The organism is Acinetobacter sp. WZC-1, from assembly GCF_052544965.1.
In genome coordinates this window covers 1,634,025-1,658,837 of sequence record NZ_CP199370.1, presented here as the reverse complement: position 1 = coordinate 1,658,837, position 24,813 = coordinate 1,634,025, and the positions used below count along the sequence as shown (strand labels likewise).

Genomic DNA, 24,813 nt, shown 5'->3' with positions numbered 1-24,813 from the left:
ACCTGCGATAGTTTTTTTCAGAAAATGAAAATAACAACCTCGGTATCAGAATGAAATTTTAACAGATAATTGTGATGAATTACGCAATTCTAACAACTCTATCAAAATTCCCCAAAAAAACCTCTTGGGCTAATATAACAGAGCCACTATAAAAAACACTATAGTGGCTCGAAATATTTTTATTGCCTGATATAACTAATAAGTTGTTATATATGCTTAAAAATTAGGCACGGACACTGGATTCACCATGTTCACGGTCCAGGCCGAAAGCGGTATGCAGTGAGCGCACGGCAAGTTCCAGGTAGTTTTCTTCAATAATGACAGAGATCTTAATTTCTGAGGTTGAAATCATCAGAATATTAATACTTTCTTCTGCAAGTGCCGTAAACATTTTACTGGCTACACCGGCATGTGAGCGCATACCGACACCAACAATGGATACCTTGACGATATCATCACGGGTTGCCACTTCACGTGCACCAATGGCCTTTGCTGTTTCTTCCAGAATCTTTCTGGCTTTGGTCAGCTCACCGCGATTGACGGTAAAGGTGAAGTCGGTGGTACCGTCTTCTTCCACATTCTGAATGATCATATCCACTTCGATGTTGGCGGCACCGATCGGGGACAGAATTTTAGAGGCAATTCCCGGTTCATCCGGTACACCTAAAATGGTTAATTTCGCTTCGTCCCGGTTAAATGCAATACCTGAAATAATTGGCTGTTCCATATTGTCTTCCGCTTCAGTCGTGATGAGTGTACCGACGTTTTGCTTAAACTCTTCGTCAAAGGCACCATCATTGTCATTGTCAAAACTGGATAATACCCGTAAAGGCACCTGATATTTACCTGCAAATTCAACTGAACGAATCTGCAGAACCTTGGAACCCAGAGAGGCCATTTCCAGCATTTCTTCAAATGAAATACGATCAATTTTTCTGGCTTTGGGTGCAACACGTGGGTCTGTGGTATAGACACCATCCACATCCGTATAAATCTGGCATTCATCTGCCTTCAGGGCAGCAGCCAGTGCCACACCGGAGGTGTCCGAGCCACCACGGCCAAGTGTGGTGGTGTTGCCATTGGCATCAAAGCCCTGGAAACCAGCCACCACAATGACCCGTCCTGCATCCAGATGACTGGTCATGACATCTGTGTCAATGGATTCGATACGTGCTTTGGTAAAGGCATTGTCAGTTTTAATACCAACCTGACGACCGGTTAATGACTGTGCTTCCACACCGATGGAATTCAGCGCCATGGCCAGCATGGAAATGGTGACCTGTTCACCGGTGGACACCATCTGATCCAGTTCACGTGGGTCAGGCGCTTCGGTAATGGCCTTCGCTAAAGCCAGTAAGCGGTTGGTTTCACCACTCATTGCCGAGACAACCACAACAACTTTGTGACCGTGGTCATGCCAGCGCTTTACCCGACGGGCAACATTTAAAATGCGCTCGGGTGTACCCATTGAGGTGCCGCCATATTTTTGAATGATTAGAGCCATAGTTGTTCCATAAAAGCCATGATTCTGAATTACCTGTTCAGAATCAGTTACACAAAAGGTGAAATTATTGCTGTTCAAGCCATGCAGTTAAACCTGCCATAACCTGATCGGACTTTTCATTAAATGGCGCACCACCCTGTGCCAGGTCAGGCTTACCACCACCTTTACCGCCCAGCTCTGCTGCCAGGTGTTTAATGATGTCACCTGCCTTAATGCTGCCGGTGAAGTCTTTTGCGACAGATGCAATCAGACTGATTTTGTCATTCTCTACACCTGCGAGCACAATGACTGCATTTTCCAGTTTTGATTTTACACTGTCATGTAAATGACGCAGTGATTTTGCATCCTGATTCTGCACGGTGGTGATCAGTGTCGGGCGACCATGAATATTCTGCACCTGACTGACTAAGTCAGCCGCCTGGAAGCTGGCCAGTTTCTGGTTCAGCTGTTCAATCTGTTTTTGCAGCTGCTGGGCAGTGTCCACAGTCGCTTCCACTTTTTCCAGTGTCTGGTCTTTCTGTGCTTTAAGTAATGTATTAATGGACTGAATATCGGCATCTGTTTTTTGCACAATATCCAGCGCCTTTGTCCCGGTAACGGCTTCAATACGGCGTACACCTGCCGCAACACCGCCTTCCGAGGTGATTTTGAACAGGCCAATATCCCCGGTACGGTTCACATGAATACCGCCACACAGTTCAATGGAGAAATTTTTATCATCAATCACTGAACCCATGGAAAGCACACGGACTTCATCACCATATTTTTCACCGAATAACATCATTGCGCCTTTTTGCTTTGCCGCTTCGATGTCTAAAAGCTCAGTAGAAACAGCAGTGTTTGCAATTACTTCACGGTTTACAATGCGTTCAACCTGTTGAATTTGTTCGAATGTTACAGGTTGGTCATTGGCAAAGTCAAAACGTAAAATGTCAGAAGCGACCAAAGAACCTTTTTGTTGTACGTGCTCGCCCAATACCTGCCGTAAAGCAGCATGTAAAAGGTGAGTTGCAGAGTGGTTGCGTGCAGTTGCTTCACGAAGATCTGCTTTTACAATTGCTTCAACATTTTGAGTCGCTTTTAGGCTTCCCATTGTCACGATACCCTGGTGGACAAAAGCGCCACCGGATTTTTTAGTATCCTGGACTTCAAAAATCCCGGTATCATTCTGGAACAGGCCGGTATCGCCAATCTGGCCACCGCTTTCTGCATAGAAAGGGGTCTGGTTCAGTACGATCAGGGCTTCATCACCTTCAAGCACTTCATTGACCTGTTCGCCATCCTTATAAATGGCAACAATCTGACCCTGGCCCTGAGTGGTGCCATAGCCGTCAAATCGGGTTTCACCATCCACTTTGACAATGCTGTTGTAGTCAACTGCAAATTTACCGGCGTCACGGGCACGCTGGCGCTGTGCCGCCATTTCCACTTCAAAACCGGCTTCATCAATTTCCAGCTCACGTTCACGGGCAATATCTGCAGTTAAGTCAACCGGGAAACCGTAGGTGTCATAAAGTTTGAAGACGATTTCACCGGGAATGATTGTACCTTTAAGATTTGCCAACTCACCTTCAAGCAGTTTCAGACCCTGTTCCAGGGTTTTGGCAAATAATTCTTCTTCACGAATTAACGCAGTCTCAATCACCTGGCGGCGTTCGGCCAGTTCAGGATAAGCTTCACCCATCACTTCAATCAGCGGTTGCAGCATTTTGTAGAAGAATGTACCGGTTGCGCCCATTTTATTCCCGTGACGTACAGCACGACGGATAATGCGGCGCAATACATAACCACGGCCTTCATTGGATGGATTCACACCATCCGCAATCAGAAAACAGCAGGAGCGGGCATGATCTGCTACGACTTTCAGGGAAGCAGGGTATTCAACAGCTTTATTTTGTGCTTGTGCCTCAGCCTGGCTCATTTCCACACCGATAATTTCAGCAGCAGATTTTAATAAATGCTGGAACAGGTCAATGTCATAGTTGGAATTGACATGCTGTAACACCGCAGAAATACGTTCCAGGCCCATGCCGGTATCTACCGATGGTGCCGGCAATGGGTGCATGACACCATCGGCTGTACGGTTGAACTGCATGAAAACGTTGTTCCAGATTTCAATGAAACGGTCGCCATCTTCTTCCGGTGTGCCAGGCAGGCCACCCCAGATATGATCGCCGTGATCAAAGAAAATCTCAGAGCAAGGACCGCATGGACCGGTATCGCCCATAGTCCAGAAATTATCCGATGCGTATTTTTCGCCTTTGTTGTCGCCAATACGGATAATACGATCAGCAGGAAGGCCAATTTCTTTGTTCCAGATGTCAAAGGCTTCGTCATCGGTGTGGTAAACCGTGGCATAAAGTTTATCTTTCGGCAGCCCCAGCCATTGTTCAGCCGTCAGAAATTCCCAGGCAAATTTCAGCGCATCCCGTTTAAAATAATCACCAAAGGAGAAATTCCCCAGCATTTCAAAAAATGTATGGTGTCGTGCGGTATAGCCCACGTTATCCAGGTCGTTGTGTTTCCCACCGGCACGTACAACTTTTTGTGAAGTGGTGGCACGGACATAGTTGCGTTTTTCCAGCCCCAGAAAACAGTCCTTAAACTGATTCATCCCGGCGTTGGTGAACAGTAGAGTGGGGTCGTTGGCAGGTACAAGTGAACTTGACGCGACACGTGTATGTCCTTGCGATTCAAAGTAGCGCAAAAATGCTTCACGTATTTCAGCAGTTGTCATAAAACGAGTACTCACAACCAAGTCACTCCTTAATGTTCGTATTGGCTAAAGGTATATCAAATGCGTCCGATGAGCGAGCCGCTTCAGTATGCCGGGCTTAATTTTTTAAAACGACAAATTATAACGGAAAAAGCCTGATCCACCAATGATTTTAAGGCAATAAATATAACCGTAGTGGTTCTGACGGCAAAGGGATGGTGTCCATATGCGACCAGGCAGAACGGATTGTACAGGAAATACTGAAAAGTGCTGCCGGATGCTGTTTATTTAGCATGAAACAACACAAGTGGTATCCGTCCTGGGATGAAATCCGATAACATAGCGCAGATGCAACGACATGCTTTAAACAAAGGACAGCAAATGCAACGTGTGGCGATTAATGGTTTTGGCAGAATTGGACGTAATGCATTACGGGCCTGGTTTGAAAATCCACAGCATTTCCATTTTGAGATTGTCGCCATTAACGATATTGCTGACGTGGCCACGCTGGTACATTTGTTTAAGTATGATTCAGCACATGGTCGTTTCAACGGGCGGGTTGAGATTATTCAGGAAAACTTGCAGATATGGATGCAGGTGGAAGCCGGGCAGTCAAAATTAAAGATCAGGATTCTGAGTGAGGCTGAACCGGTAAAATTGCCGTGGCAGGCGCTGCAGGTTGATCTGGTACTGGAATGTACCGGATTATTCCGTTCACGTGCGGCAGCCACACAGCATATTGCGGCGGGTGCCAGGCGGGTGATTATTGGCGCTGCACCTTTTGATACTGTGGATGCTGCAATTGTCTATGGTGTCAATCATGCAGAGGTCAAAGCCACGGATCAGATTATTTCAGGGGTTTCCTGTACTACTCAGGCATTGGTACCACTGGTTAAAATCATGGATGATGCTTTTGGTATTGATACCGCCCTGATGACAGAAATTCATGCGGTAACCGCGGATCAGTCGGTGCTGGATCATGCACATCGTGATTTACGGCGTGCCCGTGCATCGGGTCAGAATATTATTCCGACCACTTCTTCGGCATTGAGTGCGCTCAGGCAGGTGATGCCAAAAATGGAAGGCCGGATTGATGGCTATTCAATTCGTGTTCCGACCATTAATGTCGCAGCCATTGATCTGACCTTTATTGCTGAGTCTCCACTGACCCGGCATTTGATTAATGAAAAGCTGAGACAGGCCGCCGATGGCGATTATGCAGCGATTATGGCTGTAACCGATGAACCGCTGGTATCGAGTGATTTTAATCACTCTCCTTATTCCTTAATTGCCGATCTGTCACAGACCCTGGTGGTGGGACATCAGGCCAAGGTCTTTGCCTGGTATGACAATGAATGGGGTTATGCCAATCGATTACTGGATCTATGTGAGTCATTTCGCTGAAAGTGCCATAACTTTGCAGTTAAATAGCGGTTGAAAGAAACGGGGGCTTATTTATTGCCGGAGACTGTAATAGATGGCACATTGATTGATTTTAATGTCTTTATCCCGTTTTTTGCCCCTATGCCTGCGTCAGGGAAGGCAGAGATTTTTTTCATGTCCAAATTTGATACATTATAACATATATATAACATAAACTTTGAAGATGTTAACGGGGAAAACGACATAATTGTATTTTCAAAAATTTAGAAAGCCTGATCAGGTTTGATGAGTGTGAATAATTATATTTTTGATTTTTATTTGTTTATTTTAAATGTTTAACATGGATGGATGCTGAAATTATGGATATTACCCGTCGGAATCTTGTGAAATTTGGCGGTGCAGTCGCACTTTCATACTGGTTGCCTGGATGCAGAAGTGATAATGCACTGGATGCTGCTTCAGGCGGTACAGGTATCGTGTCAAAGGCAGTTAAAAGCCCGGAGAAAGCATCCGCCTATCGCCTCTGGTATAGTCAGGCCGCCACTGACTGGCAATCAGAAGCTTTGCCTATTGGCAATGCCCGTATGGGGGCGATGTTATTTGGTGATCCTTTATTTGAACGGGTTCAGTTTAATGAGCATAGTTTCTGGGGCGGCGTGAATAATTATGATGGCGATAAATATGATACCAGTGTGACAGGCTTTGGAAGTTATCTTACTTTTGGTGATCTGACCCTGTCGTTTTCAGATGTGGGACAAGTCCTTGTAACAGCACCGAATAATCGGGGTACTTTTGCCGCGGATCAGGATGTCAGTAAAAGTGTCGATGGTGATACATCAACAAAATGGTGTATTGCAAGTCCCGGTGAGCTTGTGAACTGGCAGGTTGAACTTCCCAAAGCAGTTGTCATCACGTCTTATGTATTGACCAGTGCTAATGATGTTCCTGAACGGGACCCGAAAGTCTGGACTTTGTCGGGTTCCACTGATGGTACGAACTGGACAGTGCTGGACAGCCGGAGTCTGGCGGGACCTTTTGAAAGCCGCTTACAGAACAAAACATTTTCATTTAATAATGCTGTTGCTTACCGTTTCTACAAATTTGCCTTTACTCATCAGACAAGTATCAGTCATTTTCAGGTTGCAGAGATTGCTTTATCAGGGGTCAGTCTGACATCACCGCAGGTCATCTATTTGTCTTCACCCAGTGGACATGCCAACGGTTTGCCAGGCCAGGATATCCTGAAAACTGCAGATCAACAGAATAACACCAAATGGTGCATTGAAAATCCGGGCAGCGCCGTGAGCTGGCAGATGGAACTTGCCAGGGCCGTGGCCATCACATCCTATACCCTGACCAGTGCCAATGATATGCCTGAGCGTGATCCACAAAACTGGACATTATCAGCCTCTAAAGATGGGATCGACTGGACAGTGCTGGACAGTCAGAATCTGGCAGCACCTTTTGAGCAGCGTCTTTCAGGGAAAAATTTTGCAATCAGCAACAAGGTGGCATACCGTTTTTATCGGTTATCTTTTGTTCCTAAGGCCGGTGTGAGCCATTTTCAGCTTGCCGGTATCAACTTAAAGAATGATTATTTCAGCAGCAGTGCACAGACTGCCGTGTCAGAATACCAGCGTAGTCTGGATTTGAAAACCGGTATTCACAGCACACGTTTTAATACAGCTAAGGGCACCATAATACGCGAAGCGTTCGCCAGCAAAGTTGATAATCTGATTGTGTTGCGCTATAGCGCAAGTTCGCCTAAGGCGTTCTCCGGTACGTTGTCACTGAAATCGGGACAGGCAGGTGTACCGACAAAGGTCACAGAACAGGGCGAACTGTCTTTTAAGGGCCAGCTGAAAAATGATCTTCAATACGCCTGCCTGGTCAAATGCAGTAATCAGGGCGGGACACTGACGACTGCCGGTGAAGCTCTGCGTTTTGATCAATGTGACAGCTTTACCGTATTCATGGATGCCCGGACCAACTATAAACCCAGCTATAGTGACGGATGGAGGGGGGATGATCCCGTACCGCTGGTTGCAGGTACCATTGCCGCTGTTACTGAAAAAACATATGACGCACTTAAGAAAAGCCATGTTGATGATTTCTCAGCACTGATTTCACGGGTGAGTGTCAACTGGGGGGACAGTGAAACAGCAACAACAGCCTTACCCATTCAGCAACGACTGGCGAATTATGCAAAAGGAGATGCGGACCCGTTACTTGAACAAACCATGTTTAACTATAGCCGCTATCTCTTAGTCAGTAGTTCCCGCTCAGGCGGCCTTCCTGCCAACCTGCAGGGCGTCTGGAATGACAGTAATCAGCCGGAATGGGCCAGTGATTATCATAACAACATTAATATCCAGATGAATTACTGGGGTGCGGAAAGCACGGATTTATCTGAATGTCATATTCCATTGGTTGACTTTGTGAAGCAGGCGGTAGAACCCAACCGGATTGCATCCAGAAAACATTTTGGTGAAGCAACGAAAGGGTGGACCGCACGTACCAGTCAAAGTATCTTTGGCGGGAATGGCTGGGACTGGAATAATGTGGCCAGCGCCTGGTATGCACAACATCTATATGAGCATTTTGCATTTAGTCAGGATCTGGATTACTTAAAAACAACAGCCTATCCCTTAATTAAGGAAATTTGTGAATTCTGGCAAGGCCTTCTGAAAACACGTGCAGACGGGAAACTGGTTTCACCGGATGGATGGTCACCAGAACATGGCCCTCATGAGGATGGGGTGATGTATGACCAGCAGATTATCTGGGATCTGTTCCAGAACTATCTGGATGCTGCCAGGGCGCTGGGTGTTGATACGGATTATCAGACCACGATTGCCAATATGCAGAAGAATCTTGCACCGAATAAGATTGGCAAGTGGGGACAGCTTCAGGAATGGCAGGAAGATATCGATGATCCAGCTGATGTTCATCGTCATACTTCGCATTTATTTGCGGTTTACCCTGGACGGCAGATTACTCCAGCTGGATCCCCTGAATTTGCAGCAGCAGCGCTGGTTTCCTTAAAAGCACGCTGCGGTGAAAAACAAGGGACAGCGTTTACTGCTGCAGATGTCACCGGCGATAGCCGCCGTTCATGGACCTGGCCATGGCGTTGTGCCCTGTTTGCACGACTGGGTGATCCAGTACGTGCACAGGTTATGCTGCGTGGTTTACTGACCTATAACACATTAAATAATTTATTCTGTAACCATCCTCCTTTCCAGATTGATGGAAATCTGGGGGTTTCAGGTGCCGTGGTTGAAATGTTGTTACAAAGTCATGCGGGAGTAATTACCCTGCTTCCAGCCTGTCCACCTGACTGGAAAAATGGTTCATTCTCAGGTCTGCGTGCACGAGGCGGCTATAAAGTCGATTGCGAGTGGGCGGATGGTAAAGTAACGTCCTTCAAAATTATTGCAGATAAAGCAGCCAGTAGAAAGGCGGTGAATGTTGTGGTCAATGGTGAGCAGCGCAGTGTATTGCCCACCTAGTGTGTGACGGATTTTTTTCAACAGCAGAAATCCGCCGGTTATGGCGGATTTCAGGCTTTGGCAGAGAGACAGACTGATTATTTACTCCGAACGTATATCCGGAAATTTAGATCAAAAAAATTTATAGCAGGAATCGCAATAAACCTGCCGAGCTGATACTGATCAGCACGGTGGGCAATAAGGGTAAATAGATGGCTGCCAATAGTGTAATGATGATGGCGATCAGATTGGCAGGATCATCCGTTACAAAGTAGGGTGCAATCACGGAAATCAGGACGCAACCCGGCATGACTTCAAGTATGCGTCGGGTTCTGGGTTTCAAATTCCTGTTTTTCAGCAAAAGATAACCCATAATCCGGGTGAGATAGGTTGTTGCTGCAATGGCAATAATGGCAATCAGGGTGGCTGAGTGAATCATTGTTCATCTCCTGTTAAGAAAAAGGCTGCAACAATTCCGGACACTGCACCGATTAATACATACCAGCCCTGAGGCAGAAAATGATAGGCCAGTGCGGCAGCAATCAGACTGATCAGCCACGGTTGAGCAGCTTTATAACCTTTCCACATACCACGTAATAAAAACAGAAACACTGCCGGAAATGCCATGTCAAAACCGAATCGGGTCACATCGCCCAGCAGCGCGCCAATACTGACGCCGAGTGTAGTAAAGCTGACCCACATGAGATACAGCGCAAAAGACAGCCCCAGATAAAATGACAGGCTGAAACCTGCAACCGGATTCCGGGGACTGCGTTTGTGTGCATCAGTCAGACTCATTGCCCAGCTTTCATCACACATCAAAAACAGCATGGGCAAGGCCTTACGGTTGGGTAAATGGCGAATAAAGGGCGCCATGCTTGCACTCATCAGAATGTGCCGGCTATTCACCAGAAAGGTGATCAGCACCAAAAACAGCAGCTGTGGTGGATTGGTCCATACTTCCAGAATGGCAAACTCAGAACCACCGGCAAAGTTCAGGCCGGTCAGCAAAGGAACCTCCAGTGCCGAAAAACCTTTTTGTGCGGCCTGTGTGCCCAGTACCAGCGCAAAGGGAATTATACCGAGCAGCATGGGCAGGGAGACTTTTATACCACGCAGGAATTCTCTGTAATCAGATGAATAATTGAGTTCTTTCAGATTGTTTTTAAACGTGAGCATAAGCTGAACCCGGGCAGGAAACTCAGGAAGTGGATAACGTATTTTATGTCAGTTATCAGGATATATTTCGCTAAAGTTGAATTGTTATTTTGAAAAATTGAAATTTTAATCCATAATTAATAAAATTTAAGCAATAAAATTTTAATAATGAATATTGGATATGATGAAACTGGATTTGATGGACAGACATATTCTGCAGGCACTGCAACAGAATGGTAAGTTGCAGAATAATGAACTGGCTGAGCGTATCGGGCTTTCTCCTTCGCCCTGTCTGCGACGGGTTAAGCAGCTGGAAGATGCCGGAATTATTGAAAAATATGTGGCGCTGGTTGATCCACATAAAGTGAACCTTGGGCTGACTGTATTTGCCCGGATTTGGTTAAAGGGCCAGGATGCCCGTACAGTGAACCATTTTATTGATTCCGTCATGGTCATCCCGGAAGTTGTGGAGTGTCAGCTCATGGCAGGAGATTGTGATTTTTTTTTACGGATTGTGGTTTCAGATCTTGAAGCCTATCGTAAATTTCAGATTAATCATTTAAATAAAATTTCAGGCATTCAGAATGTCAAAACTGAAATTCCATTGCAGAAAATTAAACAGACTACCGTACTGCCACTGGATTGAGTGTTCGGGGCAGGGGTTTTTCCTGAGGCTACCCACGGGGTTTCAGTAAAATATTGGGCAACCGGGAATTTTTTTCGACGATGCTGCTGAATATGTTCGGATTATGATAAAACACCGGCAGGTTTTAACCGGGGGCACAATATAAAATCATCAAACAAAATATCATTGATTTTTATACTGGAGTGACCTATTTTTTAAATTGAATCAGGCTTGCAATGTTATTGAACAGACGATTATGAAAAAATTAAAAATCATTATTTTATTTATATCAGGCCTTGTTTTTCCATTTTCTCCTGCATTTTCAAAAGACACCATTTATCTGGTCTCCAGCTCATCTGCTTATAATGAGCAGTCGATTCCCGGTATTATCAGTGCATTTAATCAGAAGGGCTTTCAGGTCAGTACCCGATATCTGAATCAGCAGGTTTCCGATTTTGGTTATAGCAATACAGATCAGGAAAGAGCAAAACAACTGGTGGAGGCACTGACAGCAAATGATGTGAAATATCTCTGGTTTGTCCGTGGCGGTTCCGGCGTTTTAAACCTGTTGCCTGAACTGGTGAAGAATGCAGATCAGATCCGGGCAAGCAATCCCAAAGTGTTGCTGGGTTTCAGCGATGTCACCGGCATACACTATTTTGTCAATAACTTTATTGGCTGGAAGTCCATTCATAGTGCCAATGCCGGCTCACGAAGCATTGTGAACTCCGGTCAGTCGACTGACCAGCCTCAACAGAATGTTATTCAGTTCAGTGCCGTGGACGGTATTGATGAGGTTTTATCGTTAATCAGGCAGGGTGCGGAATATCAGGGGTTATTGCCCTTAAATGCTGAGGCGACTGAAAAAAGCATACAGGGGCCACTTGGCGGTGGAAATATGACCCTGATTCAGACCCTGTTTTCGACACGCTTTGAACACAGCTGGAATGATAAAATTCTTTTGCTGGAAGATGTGAATGTCACCTATAAGCAACTGGACCGAATTCTGCATCAGATTTTATATAAAAAAGATTTTCATCCCCGGGCAATTATTTTTGGTCAGTTTTATCCGGCTGAAACCAATGATGGAGAACGGCTGATTTATAAGGAGGTGCTTCACTCCTTTGCCCGTCAGAGCCATATTCCTGTTTATTATTATCCATATTTTGGCCACGGCAAGGTGAATAAGCCGTTTATTCTGGGCGGGAAGGTGGCTGTTTTATGTAGTTCGGATTCTGAATATTGCCGTCTAAAACAGAGTAAATTCTGAACTATCCCAGGATAAAAACCTGAATAAAATATGGATAAAAATCGATAAAATGCATGGATGAGTTCGGCCTGAATATCTGTTGATTTTTAATTTGCAACAGCGAGGTGATGCGGCCTGCAGGCCCTCTATGGAAACAGGGTGTTTTTTTGGGGTATTAATGCGGATCTGAAATCTGTGGCTATTTTCATTTTCCTGAAATTCTCTGATGCATGGCTGAAACTATCGTGCTAAAATCAGAGAAATCGGGTGTGTTCCCGATTTTTTTATGTGGATAATTTCCGCACTGACAGGACTTTAGGTTTACAACATGCCCATTTCAGAGACATGGTTATTACCTGATGGTGTAGCTGATGTGTTACCGGAACGAGCGCAGGTGATTGAAACCCTGCGTCGTGATGCATTGAATTTCCTCGCAACGCGTGGATATCAGCTGGTATATACCCCATTCATTGAATATATTGAATCTTTATCTTCTCTTTCAGAATCCGGCCAGGACCTTGACCTGGCAACCTTTAAGGTGATTGATCAGCTTTCTGGTCGTTTACTGGGGGTCCGTGCTGATATGACGCCACAGGTGGCACGTATTGATGCGCATGTGCATCCTGTAGACGGTGTTGCACGTTATTGCTATGCAGGCACGGTTTTACACACCCGCCCACAGGGGTTCAACACCACGCGTGCGCCGCTTCAGCTCGGGGCTGAGCTTTTCGGTTCAGAACATATTGATGCCGATGTTGAAATGGTTGATGTCATGCTCAGTCTGCTGCAGCAGGTTGATTGGCTGGAAGGTGTACATCTGGATTTGGGGCATGTCGGTTTATTTCGCAGCCTGGTCAGGTTGGCCGGTCTGACAAAACTCACGGAACGGACACTTTCAGACCTGTATCAGCGCAAGGCATTACCTGAACTGGCTGAGTTTACTGCTGAGCTTGAATATGGCTCAGATTTTTATGCGCTGGGCCGGTATGCAAGTGATCTGCACGCCCTGCAACAGAATCTGAGTGCCAGAACACTGGAAAATCCGGAATTTAAACAGGCGCTGGATGCGCTGACAACCACAGTCACTGAAATTCAGGCCCGATGGCCGGCACTGAATATCGGTATTGATGTGGTGGAATTGCGTTCATATCATTATCACACAGGATTGATGTATGCAGTATATGCACCGAATCGGGCGGCACCACTGGCACTGGGTGGTCGTTATGACGGTATTGGTGAGCATTTTGGCCGTTCACGTCCGGCGACGGGTTTCAGCTGTGATTTATATGCACTCAGTGCCGGGCATTGCAGTGAAATTAACGTGATTGTTGCACCCAAGGGGAGCGATCAACAGCTGCTGGCCGCGGTTTCAGCATTACGTGAGCAGGGTTTAAGCGTTGTTCAGTTACTGGGCGATGATGATTTAAGCTCCATTCCCTATGCAACACACCGGTTGGTGCAGATGCGTGGTGAATGGACGATTGAACAGATTTAGCCATCCGGATTCGGTGTCACAGCACTGAAATGCGATTTCATTTTAACAATACGATGTGACGAGGCAATTATGGGCAAGAGTGTTGTGGTACTGGGTACCCAATGGGGCGACGAAGGTAAGGGTAAAATCGTCGACCTGCTCACAGACCAGGCAGCTGCGGTGGTTCGTTATCAGGGCGGACATAATGCAGGCCATACGTTGGTCGTGGGGGGGAAGAAAACAATTCTTCACCTCATTCCATCTGGTATTTTACGTGAAAATGTATTGTGCCTGATTGGTAATGGCGTAGTTCTTTCACCGGCTGCCTTAATTGAAGAAATGGATATTCTTGAAAAAGAAGGTGTTCCGGTTAAGCAGCGTCTGCGTATTTCTCCGAATTGCCCGTTGATTCTGCCAAACCATATTGCGCTGGATCAGGCACGTGAGAAAAAACGCGGCGATGCCAAAATTGGAACAACGGGTCGTGGTATTGGGCCGGCTTATGAAGACAAGGTGGCCCGCCGTGCAGTACGTGTTGCAGATCTGGTACGGGGTGGTGATCATCTGCGGGCGCAATTGCAGGAGCTACTCGAATTCCATAATTTCCAGCTGACTCAGTTTTACGGTGTGGAAGCAGTCCGGTTTGAAGATGTTGTGGCACTCTGTGATCAGTGGCGTGAAGTACTGCAGCCCTTGGTCACTGATGTAATCACTGAACTGCACAATTACCGCAAGGATGGCGCAAACATCATGTTTGAAGGCGCACAGGGATCATTGCTTGATGTTGATCATGGTACATATCCTTATGTAACTTCATCCAATACCACTGCCGGTGGTGTCAGTTCGGGTTCCGGTCTGGGGCCATTACATCTGGATTATGTGCTGGGAATCACCAAAGCATATACCACCCGGGTGGGTGCAGGGCCGTTCCCGACTGAACTGGTTTATGATGCTGCAAATGATACGGGTGATGCCATCGGTAAACATCTGGGGACTATGGGGCATGAGTTCGGTGCTTCAACAGGCCGTCAGCGTCGTTGTGGCTGGTTCGATGCAGAGATTCTGCGTCGTTCAGTGGATGTCAATTCACTCTCGGGCATCTGTCTGACCAAGCTTGATGTACTGGATGGTCTGGATGAAGTAAAAATCTGTGTCGGTTATCAGGCCGCTGATTCGGGGTGTGCCGGTTCTTCAGATGCACTTGCATTTGAAACCTTAAAGCCGATTTATGAGACCATGCCAGGCTGGAGCGAGTCTACGGTGGGGCTGACGAAAATTGATCAATTACCTGCAAATGCACTGGCTTATGTCAAACGGATTGAACAACTGGTTGAATGTCCGATTGATATTATTTCGACAGGGCCGGACCGTGCTGAAACCATTGTTTTAAGACATCCTTTTCATGTATAAGCAATAGATTTAAGAACGCATAAAAAAGCCCCGGTACATTCGGGGCTTTTTTCTGTCCGCTTCCATGACTGACAGACTGGAAATAACGAAGGGCTGGATCTTTGGTTAAAAAATGATTAAATACAGTGGTTTATGTTGTATTTAATTCGGAGTGATCAAATTTTTACATAATTTATATGATTATGAAGTCATTTCCAATGTAATGACTTATCACTATTGAATATAATGACTGTATATTCCTGTTAAGTTTTGTGTATTTTGAAAGGGTGGAGAATATTATAATGAAGAAGAATCTATTGTTCAGTCTGGGTGCTGTGGGATGTATGGGTATCGCCGGATGTACAACCATTGCAGATATGGCTGGTGCAGACTCTGCAACATTGAATGCAGCTGCAGCCCAGGGTTTTAACAAGACTGTTCAGGATGCGCGCAGCGGAAATATCCTGGACGCCAGTTCAGTGACTTACCAGCGGATTAATACCGTGTTCAACCGGATGAAACCCTATGCAGATCAGATGAATCAGACCGGTCAGCGCTTCAGCTGGCAACTGGCGGTGTTAAAATCAGATAAGCTGAATGCTTATGTCGCACCGGGTGGTAAAGTGGTGTTCTATACCGGTATTGTCAATAAACTGAATCTGACTGATGCAGAAATTGCCGCAGTCATGGGGCATGAAATGACTCACGCCCTTGAAGAACATGCCAAAAGTAAAGTCGGCGCACAGACGCTGACCAATCTTGCGGTGGGCATTGGTAAAAGTTATGTAGGAAATGCTGCTGGACAACTTGGTGGTGCCGCCATTGATCTGGGCAGTCAGATTGGGGTCGGGTTGCCTTATTCGCGTAATCTTGAAAGCCGGGCCGATTATGGCGGTCTGATGCTGATGGCGAAAGCCGGTTATAACCCTCAGGCTGCCATCAGTCTATGGGAAAAAATGAGCAGAATGAGTGGTTCAAATAGTGCTTCGTTTCTTTCCACACATCCTTCAAGTACACAGCGTATAGAAGCCATGCGCAAAAATATGCCAATCGCTCAGGCAATTTATAACAGACACTGATGATCGGTATGTTTTAAAATTTGACGCTGATCAGCATTGTAGCTGTAATTGAATGGTGTCCATACAGACAATAGCCAGAACAGGGATGCGTTCAGCATCCCTGTTTTTTACGGGGCTGGATTGGGCTGTTGTCGGTGAATTTCATCAATCCCTTTAAGAACCTCTTCATCCAGCTGAAGCTGGAAGGCCTGGATATTCTCTTTTAACTGATCCAGCGATGTGGCACCAATGATGGTGCTGGTAACAAAAAACTGTTGCTGAATAAACGCCAGTGCCATTTGAGTGAGGCTTAAATTGTGCTTTTCGGCGAGTAATGCATACTGTTCAATGGCCCATATACTTTGTGGGTTACTGTAGCGACTAAAACGTGAAAACAGAGTGATCCGGCTATTTTCAGGTCGTGCGCCATGCCGGTATTTTCCGGTCAGCCAGCCAAAAGCCAATGGTGAATAAGCCAGCAAGCCAATGGCTTCATAGTGGGCAATTTCAGACATGCCGGTTTCGTAGCTGCGGTTTAACAGACTATAGGGATTCTGGACGCTGACAATCTTTTCCAGACCAAGCGTTTCTGCCAGCTGCAGGAATTTCATGGTACCCCACGGCGTTTCATTGGACAGGCCAATATGACGTATCCGGCCCTTTTTTACTTCCTTGTCCAGTGCCATCAGGGTCTCTGCAAGTGGCGTAATCTGATCTGTCTGAGCGGCCTGGTGATTGCCATAACCTGCAACACCAAAGAAGTTACTCGGACGCTGTGGCCAGTGCAGCTGATACAGGTCGATATAGTCAGTCTGTAATCGTTGCAGTGATCCATCAATGGCTGATGAGATTTCAGCTTCGGTAAAACGGGTAAGACCATCCCGGATATGGCTTCCACCCTGTTGCGGCCCGGCAATTTTGGATGCCAGCAACAGCTGCTCCCTTTGTCCGTTTTGCGCAATCCAGTTGCCGATGATGGTTTCAGTTGCACCCTGGGTTTCAGACTTCGGTGGGACAGGGTACATTTCCGCGGTATCCCAGAAATACAGTCCCTGGTCCAGGGCATAGTTCAGTTGTTCAAAGGCCTGTGGCTGGTCATTCTGTTCACCGAATGTCATGGTGCCCAGACAGATTTCAGGTACAGTTATGCCGGATTGTCCCAATGCTTTCAGTTTCATCTGTATATCCCTGAATTGCTGATTGTTGTTAAAAACAGTCAATAAATAGTAAATGGAGTCGTGTGAAATTTCAACTTTATACGGCATGGCAGGACATATGTCGGTTGGGGTGGAAATAACATGGATGATGCTGTGACAGAGCCTGCACCGTTGCAGACCGAATAAAAAAGCAAATCCGGAGATTTGCTTTTAATGATCAGAATGTCTGTGCTTACAACAGATTATTCATCTTCATATTCATCTTCAGAATATGTGGATTGTTCCAGTGAAACATCAAAAATCAGAATGGCTTTGCCGTCGGTTTCAATCATGCCCTGTTCTTCCAGGGTTTTCAGCACACGGCCAACCATTTCACGTGAGCAGCCAACAATACGGCCGATTTCCTGACGGGTGATACGGATCTGCCGCCCATTAGGCAGAATCATGGCTTCCGGTTGAGCGGAAAGATCAATCAGACAACGGGCAATACGGCCGGATACATCAATGAAGGCCAGATCTGTGACCTTGCGGGTGGTGTTTTTCAGACGGCGCACCAACTGAGCAAAGACGGCATAGCTTAAATCAGGATACTGCTTACTGATTTCATGAAAATTCTCATAGGAGATTTCAGCAATCTCACATACATCACGGGTTCTGACCTCTGCAGTACGTTGAGGGTTCTGCTCAAATAACCCCATTTCCCCAAAGAAATCCCCGGGATTCAGATATGCAACAACAATTTCACGCTCATCATCTTCACGTAAAATAATTGAAACTGAACCTTTTAAAATCAGATAAAGTGACTTTGATTCAGTACCGGCATCAATAATTGCTGTGCGTTTAGGAAAGCGATTAATATGAGCGCGTTTCAGTAAGGCTTTAACAGACTCAGGCAACTGGCCTGGTGACAAAGCATCTGTACTCAGTTGTGCAAAGTTAGAAGGCATGCTTAAAAGTTCCAGATTGGATAATAATGGATCTATTGACTTAATTGGACTCGTCACGTAGAAGCTGCTGAGATGAAATTCCGTATCAACTCATTTTATGCTAGTGTACAGGTACCCCGTAAATTTATAGCTTTTTTTAGGTTGTTGCAATGCAAACTCGCGTACATTGGTTAGAGAATGTTGCTTTTGAGGCAAAATCAGAGAGTGGACACCCATTGGTGATGGATGGATCTGCTGAATATGGTGGAGAAAACCGCGGTCCACGTCCGATGGAACTGATTCTGATGGGACTGGGGGGCTGTGCGTCATTTGATATTGTCACCATTTTAAAGAAATCACGTCAGGACATTACCGATGTGGTTTGTGAGTTGCAGGCACAGCGTGCAGAAACCATTCCGGCTGTATTTACGGAAATTCATCTGCATTTTGTAGTGACAGGAAACAATATTAAGGAAAAGCAGGTGGCGAAGGCCGTTGAGCTTTCAGCAGAGAAGTATTGTTCTGCCAGTAAAATGCTTGCTGATGGCGGGGTGAAAATTACCCATGATTTTGAAATCAGGGAACTGCAGAGCTCTGGAGTGTAAATCCCTGACATTTAAAATGACATGAACAATAAAGTCAGTTTCGATTGGCTTTTATGTCTGCAGATGCTGTATTCATACTGCTGTGTCGGATTCAGCGGAAACAGTGAAAAGTAATAAAAATGGTCTTGAAAAATCGGATGACTGCACAGATATTATAATCATGATGTATTCGTATTTTTTAAATATAAATACATGAAAAATATATAAATATTGTTTGAAATTTACAAAAATGCTCCCATATATCCACTCAGGTATAAAATTTGTTGTGAGGAAGAATAACAATGCGTTTTGAAAAGTTTACAAACCGTCTGCAACAGGCTTTATCAGATGCCCAGTCGCTGGCAATGGGCAAAGACCATACGGCCATTGAAGGAATTCATATTCTCGCGTCATTGCTGAACGAATCGTCCAATCTGAGTCTGTTGCAACAGGCCGGCGCAACTCTGAGCGATCTTCAGACCCGATTGCAGCAGGCTTTAAATGATGCAGCAACCATTGCCACACCGACAGGTGATATCAATTTAAACCCGGAAGCTGTGCGTACGCTGAATCTGGCAGACAGTTTTGCACAAAAAGCCGGGGATGAGTTTCTCTCTACCGACTGGGTATTACTCGCACTGGCAGAGACGGGAACAACCAAAGCCATATTAAACCATGCCGGCGTAACAGCCGAACGTTTACGCAAGGCCATAGAACATATTCGAGGTGGTGATAAAGTCATGAGTAATAACCACGAAGATCAGCGTGATTCCCTGAATAAATATACCATTGATCTGACTGAACGTGCGATGGCGGGTAAACTGGACCCGGTGATTGGCCGTGATGAAGAAATTCGCCGGACAATTCAGGTGCTGTCACGTCGGACAAAAAATAACCCGGTGCTGATTGGTGAACCCGGTGTCGGTAAAACTGCCATTGTGGAAGGGCTGGCGCAGCGGATTGTCAATGGTGAGGTGCCGGAAAGCCTGAAAGGTAAGCGGGTTTTATCGCTTGATCTGGGTTCTTTACTGGCCGGTGCCAAATATCGTGGTGAATTTGAAGAACGTCTGAAAGCTGTTCTGAAGGACCTGGCGAAATACGATGGTGAAATCATTCTGTTTATTGATGAATTGCACACCCTGGTTGGCGCAGGTAAGGGCGAGGGGGCCATGGATGCCGGTAATATGCTGAAACCGGCACTGGCACGTGGTGAGCTCCGCTGTGTGGGAGCAACCACGCTGGATGAATATCGTCAGTTTATTGAAAAGGATGCCGCATTAGAGCGGCGTTTCCAGAAAGTCCTGGTGAATGAACCGAGTGTGGAAGACACCATTGCCATTTTGCGTGGGCTGAAAGAGAAATACGCGACGCATCATGGGGTACAGATTCTGGATTCTGCCATTATTGCTGCTGCAAAAATGTCGCATCGTTACATTACTGATCGTCAGTTGCCGGACAAAGCCATTGACCTGATTGATGAAGCAGCATCACGCATCAAGATGGAAATTGATTCCAAGCCAGAACCGCTCGATCGTCTGGATCGCCGCCTGATTCAGCTGAAAATGCAGCTGGAAGCAGTGAAGAAGGATGCCGATTCGGTCAGTAAGGCGGAAGTCAGCCATCTGGAAAAACAGATTGAAGAAGTCCAGAAGGAATACAACGATCTGGAAGAAGTATGGCGTGCTGAAAAAACCCTGGTGGAAGGAACCAGTCAGGCCCAGGTTGAACTGGATAAGGCGCGGACTGCTTTTGAAAAAGCACAGCGTGAAGGTGATCTGGCAGAAGCCAGTCGTCTGCAATACGGTGTAATTCCCGAATTGCAGAAACGCCTTGAAGCAGTGGAAGTGGCAGAGGTGAATGAGGAACCGAAACTGATTCGGACCAAAGTCACTGAAAATGAAATTGCCGAGGTGGTCAGTGCAGCAACCGGGATTCCAGTCACTAAAATGTTGCAGGGTGAACGTGAGAAACTGCTGCATATGGAAGAGTTCCTGCATAACCGTGTGGTTGGACAGGATGAAGCTGTGGTTGCTGTGTCCAATGCAGTGCGCCGTTCACGGGCAGGCTTGTCTGATCCGAACCGTCCAGGGGGCTCGTTCCTGTTTCTGGGGCCGACCGGTGTCGGTAAGACAGAGTTGACCAAGGCACTGGCCAGTTTTCTGTTTGACAGTGATGACGCCATGATCCGGGTCGACATGAGTGAGTTCATGGAAAAACATTCAGTCAGTCGTTTGGTTGGTGCGCCTCCGGGGTATGTCGGCTATGAAGAAGGTGGTGTGCTGACAGAGGCGGTGCGTCGTAAACCGTATAGCGTGGTGTTGTTTGATGAGGTGGAAAAAGCGCATCCGGATGTATTCAATATTCTGTTACAGGTACTGGATGATGGTCGCTTAACGGATTCTCAGGGTCGGGTGATTGACTTTAAGAATACCGTGATTGTGATGACCTCTAACCTGGGGTCGCAGGATGTGCGTGAACTGGGGGAGCATGCCAGTGATGATGAAGTGCGTACGGTGGTGATGAATGCGGTTTCTCAGCATTTCCGTCCCGAATTCATCAACCGGATTGACGAACTGGTGGTGTTCCATGCACTGAAAAAATCTCAGATTCGTGGTATTGCAGATATTCAGCTGGATCGGTTGCGTTCACGCCTGAACGACCGGGAGATTGGATTAAAAGTGGATGATGTTGCCTTTGATCTGCTGATTGAAGCCGGATTTGATCCTGTGTATGGTGCCCGTCCTTTAAAACGTGCCATTCAGCAGCAGATTGAAAATCCATTGGCTCAGAAAATCCTGGCTGGTGATTTTACGCCGGGGGATACCATTTTAGTTGGTGCGGATGGTGGTAATCTGAGTTTTGAAAAACTGAAACTGAGTTAAAGCTGAGCGGGCTGATTCAATTCAGTGAATTGAAACGATCAGCCATAAACTGAAAAACCCGGCTTCGGCCGGGTTTTTTTATGTACGCTTGTGTGTGTGGCATTGGGTCAGAGGATCAGTAGGCGCATGATACATGGTCAATCTGATTTGCCTGTTATCGGGAAGTCAGTGAAATGGATTGCAGTTACATTCTAAAATTGTTAATTTTTAAACGGTAATAATAAAAATGGATATTGGATCATGATGATCAGTGATAAGCAGACCTGTGACAAAAAAACACAACGCTATTTTATCGGGGCATATATTCCCCTGGTTCTGAGCATGAGTGTGTCAGGAGCCTGTGCCCAGACCCGTATGGATGATGAAATGCTCGCAGTGCAGACGACACAACGGACAATGTTCAGTCCTGTCGTGATTTCTGATATAAAAACTTCTGCAATAAAGACCGATCTACAGCAGGCAGCAGATGTACAGCAATCTGCCGGGGAACAGCAGCTTGATGCTGAACAACTGGCCAGACTGCATACGGATCAGATCAATCAGGACAATATTGATGCAACGGTACTGACCGAATACGGTATGCAGAAAAAAGAAGCGGATGCCAGGCAATTGACTGGAGAGAAAAAAGTGTATGCGCCATTGAAGGTAAGAACAGTGGAGTATGGGGGGAGCGCCCAACAGAATACGGTCCGCATCACCACTGAAGATAAAATTATCATTTATACCAACCGGGACAGTGGTCAGTTCAAGTAGTCGGTTCCACACCGCTGGCGCTTCAATTAAACTGCATAATGCCGGATTTTCCATGCTCTATGGATGCGGCTATTGCGTTTAAAATCGGAACCAATGGTTTCATTGGTGATTTCCTGAACGTCAAACATGGCGTCAATTTCTTCATCCATTTCAAAACCGCGATAGTTATTTGAAAAATACAGGGTACCTTCGCTGGTCAGACGATTCATGGCACGTTTTAACAGGGAGATGTGATCACGCTGGACATCAAAAGTGCCCTGAAATTTTTTGGAGTTTGAGAATGTCGGTGGGTCAATGAAGATCATGTCATATTGTTCATGACCCTCTTTGAGCCATTCAAAACAGTCACTTGCAAAAAACTGATGCTGTTCATCGACATGATCGACCGTTAAACCATTCAGCACAAAATTTTCTCTGGACCAGGTCAGATAGGTATTTGAAAGATCCACACTGGTGGTACTGGCGGCTCCCCCTAAGGCTGCATGCAGACTGGCGGTGGAGGTATAACTGTACAGATTCAGGAAATGCTTGCCATGGGCTTCTGCTGCGATGCGCAGACGCATCTGGCGATGATCCAGAAATAAGCCGGTATCCAGATAATCCGTTAAATTGACCAGGATTTTTGCCTTACCTTCCTGAACAATAAAACGCCTGGATGCGGTACTCTGTTTGCTGTACTGGTTTTTACCTTCCTGACGTGCGCGGGTTTTAATGAAAATCGCGTCACGTGGCAGCCCGGTAACTGCCCGAATGCCGGCCAGTGCCAGGTTAAAACGTTTTTTGGCTTTTTCCGGGTCAATCGATTTGGGCGGCGCATATTCCTGTACATGCAGGCGGTCGCCATATAAGTCAACAGCAACGTTAAAATCCGGTAAATCGGCGTCATACAGACGCAGACAGAAGATATTTTCCTTGACTGCCCATTTCTTCAGGGTTTGCATATTTTTCTGCAAACGGTTGGTAAAATCTTCCGCGCCTTCAATTGTTTCAAACTGCTGTGGCTGCCAGGTGGCCAGAAATGGTTCAATCACGCTGGCAGGTTTAATGTCGCCAAAACGAATATAAATTGGCAGCTTGCCATTCATCAGCCGTAGGATCTGCGGGTGATTGAAAGCCAGTACATCGGCCTGTTCAATCTGTGCGGCAATTACTGCGGCATACTGGTTCGGAAAGTTCTGTTGTAATCGGGCAGATAAACCCAGATACAGCGCACGACTGGAGGCTTTGTCCCCTAAGCGCTCACCATAGGGTGGGTTGGTGACAATAAATGCTGTTTTTGCTTCGCTTTTAAAGTCCGGCCAGTCTGCAAGGGTCCGTTCTTCAATTCTGATCTGATCGAGCTGTGCTTCAAAACCGGCAGCAATAATATTCTGTCTGGTGGCTTTAATGGCTTCCCAGTCGGCATCATAGGCATAAATGTCAGGGAGTGGCTGAGTCAATGCCTGCTGGTGGCGCTCTGCAGCTTCAGCTTTAATGGACATCCATAATTCGTGATCATGTCCATTCCAGCCGTTAAATCCAAAACGACGCACCAGGCCGGGTGCACGATCTGTCAGTATCATCAGTGATTCAATAATAAACGTGCCTGAACCACACATGGGGTCCAGGATGATACCCGGCTGGCGCTGTTTCAGCTGCGCTTTCTGTAAAATGGCGGCAGCAAGATTTTCCTTAATCGGGGCATCTGTCATAAAGCGGCGGTAACCGCGTTTATGCAATGAGTCACCGGATAAATCCAGGCAATAGGTATGTGCGGTTTTGCCTGCCAGTACATACAACGTAATTTCAGGCTGTTTGATGTCAATGCTAGGACGCTTCCCCACGGCTTCCATAAAGGAATCAACCACACCATCCTTAACGCGCAGGGTGGCAAACTGGGTGTTGACTTTAATATTACGTTCTACATGCAGGCGAATGGCGAAAGTACTTTGTGGAGCAAAAATCAGTGACCAGTCGAAATTGATGGCACCTTCGTACAGCTCTTCTGCAACATCCCGTGCATCGTGAGTGAAATCCAGTTCATAGCTATGAATCGGGGTCAGCACACGGGAAGCCAGCCGGGACCACATGCAAATACGATAGGCATCTTCCAGTCTGCCTTTAAAAATCAGGCGCCCCGGGAAACGCTCAATATTCTGAACGCCCAAACCTTCCATTTCTTCCTGTAATAAGGTTTCAAGTCCATCTGCACAGGTAACCCAGTAGGTAGAAAGACGCGGTTGAGAATTCATGAACATTTCCAGCAGACAGGTATAAAGCAATCCGGGATTTTAACGTATTTTGAGGATGAAAGCTCATGGATCGGATTCATAATTCACTATTTTTTACTGTGAATGCGATCATTGCCCTGCTGCAGAGGGAGGCACTGTGACTGATCTGGACCATTTCATTTCAGGCAGTCAATGACAGGGCAGACTGCTGACCCGTTGCGCCAGGCATCCTGAAAATGAACACTGATGCATCA

General features: G+C 46.3%; 17 protein-coding genes. 10 read left to right on the top strand and 7 right to left on the bottom strand.

Annotated elements, in window-relative coordinates; translation table 11 throughout:
• Positions 1 to 223 precede the first annotated feature (223 nt).
• Positions 224 to 1,504 carry an aspartate kinase gene (locus ACT6PV_RS07640; protein WP_445115806.1) on the bottom strand — a complete coding sequence of 427 codons (1,281 nt, stop codon included), beginning with the start codon at positions 1,502 to 1,504 and terminating at the stop codon, positions 224 to 226.
• 64 nt (positions 1,505 to 1,568) lie between these two features.
• Positions 1,569 to 4,256 (bottom strand): alanine--tRNA ligase, encoded by a 2,688-nt coding sequence (gene alaS, locus ACT6PV_RS07635; protein ID WP_445115805.1) that lies wholly within the window; start codon positions 4,254 to 4,256, stop codon positions 1,569 to 1,571.
• A gap of 345 nt (positions 4,257 to 4,601) precedes the next feature.
• Here alaS and ACT6PV_RS07630 point away from each other — a divergent pair, with 345 nt between their 5' ends.
• Both ACT6PV_RS07630 and ACT6PV_RS07625 read left to right on the top strand, forming a co-directional pair.
• Positions 4,602 to 5,624 carry a type I glyceraldehyde-3-phosphate dehydrogenase gene (locus ACT6PV_RS07630; RefSeq protein ID WP_445117062.1) on the top strand — a complete coding sequence of 341 codons (1,023 nt, stop codon included), beginning with the start codon at positions 4,602 to 4,604 and terminating at the stop codon, positions 5,622 to 5,624.
• Between the two features lie 338 nt (positions 5,625 to 5,962).
• On the top strand, positions 5,963 to 9,115 hold the full coding sequence (locus tag ACT6PV_RS07625) for a glycosyl hydrolase family 95 catalytic domain-containing protein (protein WP_445115804.1): 3,153 nt from the start codon (positions 5,963 to 5,965) through the stop codon (positions 9,113 to 9,115).
• Positions 9,116 to 9,236: 121 nt separating this feature from the next.
• Here ACT6PV_RS07625 and ACT6PV_RS07620 read toward each other — a convergent pair whose 3' ends face one another.
• Positions 9,237 to 9,533 (bottom strand): AzlD family protein, encoded by a 297-nt coding sequence (locus tag ACT6PV_RS07620; RefSeq protein ID WP_445115803.1) that lies wholly within the window; start codon positions 9,531 to 9,533, stop codon positions 9,237 to 9,239.
• Complete coding sequence (locus ACT6PV_RS07615; protein ID WP_445115802.1) at positions 9,530 to 10,273, bottom strand: AzlC family ABC transporter permease; 744 nt, start codon at positions 10,271 to 10,273, stop codon at positions 9,530 to 9,532. Before ACT6PV_RS07615 ends, ACT6PV_RS07620 begins: the two co-directional genes overlap by 4 nt.
• 163 nt (positions 10,274 to 10,436) lie before the next feature.
• Between ACT6PV_RS07615 and ACT6PV_RS07610 the strand changes: the two genes are divergently transcribed.
• From ACT6PV_RS07610 to ACT6PV_RS07590, 5 genes are all read left to right on the top strand, one after another.
• Entirely contained in the window at positions 10,437 to 10,898 is a 462-nt protein-coding gene (locus tag ACT6PV_RS07610; protein ID WP_445117061.1) for an Lrp/AsnC family transcriptional regulator, read from the top strand.
• Positions 10,899 to 11,133: 235 nt separating this feature from the next.
• Positions 11,134 to 12,147: an LD-carboxypeptidase gene (locus tag ACT6PV_RS07605; RefSeq protein ID WP_445115801.1), complete on the top strand. Its 1,014-nt coding sequence runs from the start codon at positions 11,134 to 11,136 to the stop codon at positions 12,145 to 12,147.
• A gap of 307 nt (positions 12,148 to 12,454) precedes the next feature.
• The gene (locus ACT6PV_RS07600; protein WP_445115800.1) at positions 12,455 to 13,621 is read left to right on the top strand and encodes an ATP phosphoribosyltransferase regulatory subunit; all 1,167 of its coding nucleotides are present in this window, start codon (positions 12,455 to 12,457) and stop codon (positions 13,619 to 13,621) included.
• Between the two features lie 69 nt (positions 13,622 to 13,690).
• A complete protein-coding gene (locus ACT6PV_RS07595; RefSeq protein ID WP_445115799.1) occupies positions 13,691 to 15,010 on the top strand; it encodes an adenylosuccinate synthase in 1,320 nt (439 codons plus the stop codon).
• 281 nt (positions 15,011 to 15,291) lie between these two features.
• A complete protein-coding gene (locus tag ACT6PV_RS07590; RefSeq protein WP_445115798.1) occupies positions 15,292 to 16,068 on the top strand; it encodes a M48 family metallopeptidase in 777 nt (258 codons plus the stop codon).
• Positions 16,069 to 16,175: 107 nt separating this feature from the next.
• On the opposite strand, the gene ACT6PV_RS07585 is transcribed toward ACT6PV_RS07590, so the two are convergent.
• Both ACT6PV_RS07585 and crp read right to left on the bottom strand, forming a co-directional pair.
• Positions 16,176 to 17,225, bottom strand: a complete 1,050-nt coding sequence (locus ACT6PV_RS07585) for an NADP(H)-dependent aldo-keto reductase (protein ID WP_445115797.1) — start codon at positions 17,223 to 17,225, stop codon at positions 16,176 to 16,178.
• A 221-nt stretch (positions 17,226 to 17,446) separates the two neighbouring features.
• Positions 17,447 to 18,151 (bottom strand): cAMP-activated global transcriptional regulator CRP, encoded by a 705-nt coding sequence (gene crp / locus ACT6PV_RS07580; protein ID WP_445115796.1) that lies wholly within the window; start codon positions 18,149 to 18,151, stop codon positions 17,447 to 17,449.
• A gap of 149 nt (positions 18,152 to 18,300) precedes the next feature.
• On the opposite strand from crp, the gene ACT6PV_RS07575 reads away from it, so the two are divergent.
• The 3 genes from ACT6PV_RS07575 (at position 18,301) to ACT6PV_RS07565 (ending at position 22,349) form a co-directional block, all read left to right on the top strand.
• Positions 18,301 to 18,735, top strand: a complete 435-nt coding sequence (locus tag ACT6PV_RS07575; protein ID WP_445115795.1) for an OsmC family protein — start codon at positions 18,301 to 18,303, stop codon at positions 18,733 to 18,735.
• Between the two features lie 281 nt (positions 18,736 to 19,016).
• Positions 19,017 to 21,596 carry an ATP-dependent chaperone ClpB gene (clpB, locus tag ACT6PV_RS07570; RefSeq protein ID WP_445115794.1) on the top strand — a complete coding sequence of 860 codons (2,580 nt, stop codon included), beginning with the start codon at positions 19,017 to 19,019 and terminating at the stop codon, positions 21,594 to 21,596.
• A gap of 240 nt (positions 21,597 to 21,836) precedes the next feature.
• Positions 21,837 to 22,349: a hypothetical protein gene (locus ACT6PV_RS07565; RefSeq protein ID WP_445115793.1), complete on the top strand. Its 513-nt coding sequence runs from the start codon at positions 21,837 to 21,839 to the stop codon at positions 22,347 to 22,349.
• Positions 22,350 to 22,375: 26 nt separating this feature from the next.
• Here ACT6PV_RS07565 and rlmKL read toward each other — a convergent pair whose 3' ends face one another.
• A complete protein-coding gene (gene rlmKL / locus ACT6PV_RS07560; RefSeq protein WP_445115792.1) occupies positions 22,376 to 24,580 on the bottom strand; it encodes a bifunctional 23S rRNA (guanine(2069)-N(7))-methyltransferase RlmK/23S rRNA (guanine(2445)-N(2))-methyltransferase RlmL in 2,205 nt (734 codons plus the stop codon).
• Between the last annotated feature and the right edge of the window lie 233 nt (positions 24,581 to 24,813).